The organism is Candidatus Planktophila sp. (genome assembly GCF_040402315.1).
Taxonomy (GTDB): Bacteria; Actinomycetota; Actinomycetes; order Nanopelagicales; family Nanopelagicaceae; genus Planktophila.
The window spans coordinates 1,528-5,150 of sequence record NZ_JBBAMU010000040.1; the positions used below are offsets into that span (position 1 = coordinate 1,528).

4 protein-coding genes are annotated in these 3,623 nt (G+C 50.5%); 2 read left to right on the top strand and 2 right to left on the bottom strand.

Translation table 11 applies throughout. From position 1 onward, the window contains the following. Together AC9UEP_RS05565 and AC9UEP_RS05570 are read right to left on the bottom strand one after the other, a co-directional pair. Positions 1-541 (bottom strand): alpha/beta fold hydrolase (locus AC9UEP_RS05565; RefSeq protein ID WP_509544901.1); only part of this gene is annotated, 541 nt, incomplete at its 3' end. A gap of 11 nt (positions 542-552) precedes the next feature. Continuing rightward, the gene (locus AC9UEP_RS05570) at positions 553-1,782 is read right to left on the bottom strand and encodes an NAD(P)/FAD-dependent oxidoreductase (protein WP_509544904.1); all 1,230 of its coding nucleotides are present in this window, start codon (positions 1,780-1,782) and stop codon (positions 553-555) included. A gap of 30 nt (positions 1,783-1,812) precedes the next feature. On the opposite strand from AC9UEP_RS05570, the gene AC9UEP_RS05575 reads away from it, so the two are divergent. Further along, positions 1,813-3,291, top strand: a complete 1,479-nt coding sequence (locus AC9UEP_RS05575) for an SDR family oxidoreductase (protein ID WP_509544907.1) — start codon at positions 1,813-1,815, stop codon at positions 3,289-3,291. Positions 3,292-3,453: 162 nt separating this feature from the next. Then, positions 3,454-3,623: DUF3263 domain-containing protein (locus AC9UEP_RS05580; RefSeq protein ID WP_509544910.1), on the top strand; the 170-nt coding region annotated here is incomplete at its 3' end.

The window sequence follows — 3,623 nt, forward strand, 5'->3', positions numbered from 1 at the left end:
CCAAATCTTTAATGGTTAGAGTCGGCTCTGATTTCCAAATTTTCATCATGCGCTGGATTTTCTCTACCAAAGTTTCGGGGGCATCAGGTGAGGTGCGGTTGTACTCCTCTTGATCTTCCGGTGAAATGACACCATCGAATTCAGGAAGTGGCAGCGTTCCGCTGTGATGAAAGTTTGCACCTAAGGTAATTACTGAGCGCACAAGTTCTGGGCGCTTAATCGCTGCAAGTAGGGCAATATTTCCGCCATCGCTATAACCAATCAGGTGGGCCGGTTCTTTCACAACACTTTCTAGGTAAGCAATCAGCTCTGTGGCTTGATAATCAAAGTGCAGGCTGCCAGTTCTATCACCGCTAAATCCGTGGGCAGTTCGATCATAGCCAAAGACGTGAAAGTCATCTTCGATGGCAGGAAGAACCTGCGCATCCCAGTGTGATGTTTGGCTTAAGCCGCCATGGAGTAATACAACTGCTTCGCCATTGTTATCCCATTCATAGCAGTAGAGCTGGTGGCCCGCTACCTCGAGATACTTTTCTAACATAGAAAAAACTACTACTGAGCATCCATGATGTGGCGATTGCCGCGGTCGAATGTGAGGTAGTTCCAGGACCAGTCCACGATTGTGCCCACTTTATTGCGCCCGCCAACGAGATAGAACAAGTGCAGGAAGAGCCAGGCAAACCAAGCAAGTGGGCCAGTTAATCTAAGACCACGGAATTCAACAACAGCCTTATGGCGGCCAATAGTTGCCATGGCACCTTTATCAAAGTACTTAAATGGTGACAGCGACTTACCTGACTCTTTGCGCAAGATTTGTTTTGCCACCCATTTTGCTTGTTGCAAGGCAACGGGTGCGACCATCGGTAAGAAGTGACCATCGGCGCCGTGGGTGCCGTTGATATCTCCAATTGCCCAAATGTTTGGGTAATTTCTTACCTCTAGATTTTCATCGGTATCAATACGCGTGCCAGCTAGTGGAAGATTGAGCGCACCTGCTGTGGGTTCACCCTTCACACCGGCGGCCCAAATAGTTACCTCTGCTGGAATTGGAGCACCTTCGGTAAGAATAATCTGCCTTGATTTAACTTCCCGTACTGAGGCATTGGTTCGCACGATGACGCCGAGTTGGCGCAGATCTGATTCGGCGCGCGCCGAAAGCTTCTCACTAAACATCGGCAGCACCCGAGGGCCAGCTTCAATGAGGTAAACATCAATATTATTGGCTGCCGCCGCTAAATCATTTTTTAGTGGCCCGCGCTTAAGTTCGGCAAGTGCGCCCGCCATTTCCACACCTGTGGGTCCACCGCCAACTACTGCAATCGATAGTCGAGTGTCATCTTCAAAGCGAGCTAAATCTTCAAAGCGGCGAAGTACTTCGGCGCGAATTGTGAGCGCCTCATGCACACTCTTCATACCCAGCGCGTGATCTGCCACTCCAGTAACTCCGAAGTCGGCGGTGACCGAACCCAGTGCCACGATCAGGTGATCGAACTCAAGGGACTCAGATGAATCAAGTTTTACCGACTTGTTCTTATGATCAACCGAGATGGGTGAACCCATCCGAAACTTCACACCGCTATCGCGCAGGGCGCCACGAATTGGGTGAACTACGTGATCTGCGGCCAAGCCAGCAGTTGATACCTGATAGAGAAGTGGTAGGAAAGTTTGGAAGTTATGGCGATCAACGAGTGTGACATCTGCCTTATCTGCCAAGGCCCGCGCTGCGGCGAGGCCGCCGAAACCAGCACCAAGAATGACTACGCGTGGCTTTTCAGGTGTCATTTGCATGTGTCTAAGTCTAGGCTCTACTACATGGTTACTCCAATTCAAGAGCGTAAGTACCTGGTCACAGGTGCCTCTGGCTATGTTGGTGGCCGTTTGGTGAAAGCGCTCATCGATGAAAAATTAGATGTGCGAATCTTGGTACGTGATTGGCATAAGGTTCAAGGACAACCCTGGGCATCGGCAGTTGAGATTAGTGAAGGTAGCGCTGAGAACCGAGTAGATCTCGATGTGGCCCTGACGGGAGTCCATACTGCGTATTATCTTTTACACTCGATTAATCTTGGTCCAAATTTCAATGAGATCGAGGCGAAGATGGCCCGTGATTTCGCACAAGCAGCCCATGCCGCTGGTGTCTCACAGATCGTCTATCTCGGTGGTATCGCCAACGATAAAAATATCAGCAAGCATTTAGCATCAAGGGCCCGCACTGGTACAGAGCTAGCTAGTACATCGGTACCCGTGATGGAGCTGCGCGCCGGGATCATCATTGGATCTGGCTCTGCCAGTTTTGAGATGTTGCGCCATTTGACGCATCGCCTGCCGATCATGACAACACCTAAATGGGTCATGAACCGCACACATCCAATCGCAATCCGAGATGTCCTCTACTACTTGAAGAGTGCGGCACTTTTGCCCGAGCCAGTCGGTAAGGTCTTTGACATCGGTGGGCCCGAGGTATTGACGTATGCGGCGATGATGCAGAAGTTCGCAAAGTTATCTGGATTAAAGAAACGGATCATCATAAAGATTCCAGTATTGACTCCTGAGCTTTCAAGTCTTTGGATCGGCCTGGTCACACCTGTTCCAACTGCATTGGCCCGCCCACTGGTCGGCTCACTCATCAGCGAAGTTGTGGCCGATCCAGCAAAGAGTATTGGTGGTGTCATTGCGCTACCGACTGATGGTCTGACCGACGTGTCGACGGCTATGACTTTGGCGCTTTCAAAGATAAGTGAGCATGGTGTCGAGACGCGTTGGTCAGATGCAACGACTCCAACTGCGCCATGGCAGAAAGCTCAGGGGGATCCGGAATGGGCTGGCGAGGCGATCCTTCGTGATCTACGTGAAGTAACGACAGATGTTTCAGCCGAGAAAATCTGGCGTCAGATAGAAGGCATTGGCGGGGAACATGGATGGTTTGGTTCTGATCTTCTCTGGTGGGCGCGCGGACTCATAGATCGCGCAGTCGGCGGAGTGGGTCTGCGCCGTGGACGACGCGATCCAGATTATCTACGCATTGGTGAGAGTTTGGATTTTTGGAGGGTCGATGAGTTAGAGCCTGGCCGTAGATTAAAACTTTATGCAGAGATGGTGCTGCCCGGAAAGGCGTGGTTGGAGTTCACTGTTACATCCGAGAATGGAAAGACGCATCTTGTACAAGAGGCAACTTTCTATCCGCGTGGATTGGGAGGCCAGTTGTATTGGCATGCGATCGCGCCTCTTCATCTCTTTGTCTTTCCAACGATGCTTCGCAATATTGTAAAACAGGCAAGAAAGAGTGCATGAGTTCACGCGCACAGGTTTGATGATGGATTATTACCAACGATGGAGTGAGAAACTTTATGTTGACCAACGTGAATCCTCAGATCAAGATCTGCGATATCGATTTAGTCCGCGCGCAGCTTTAAATCCCACACTTCATGCTAACTCTGTCCTAAGATTAGGCACATGTCTGCGTTAGAAAACTCCGAGACTGCTAGTTCGCCGTTAACCGACCTCGAACGACGCATCCTTGAATTCGAACGCGATTGGTGGCGCTTTGCCGGGGCGAAAGAGAGTGCGATTAAAGAGCTCTTTGACTTAACTGCCCCTCGTTACTACCAACTGCTCAATGACCT

Coding starts and splice junctions, on each gene's coding strand:
- AC9UEP_RS05570 (WP_509544904.1), bottom strand. CDS start 1,782: ATGACACCTGAAAAGCCACGCGTAGTCATTCTTGGTGCTGGTTTCGGC.
- AC9UEP_RS05575 (WP_509544907.1), top strand. CDS start 1,813: ATGGTTACTCCAATTCAAGAGCGTAAGTACCTGGTCACAGGTGCCTCT.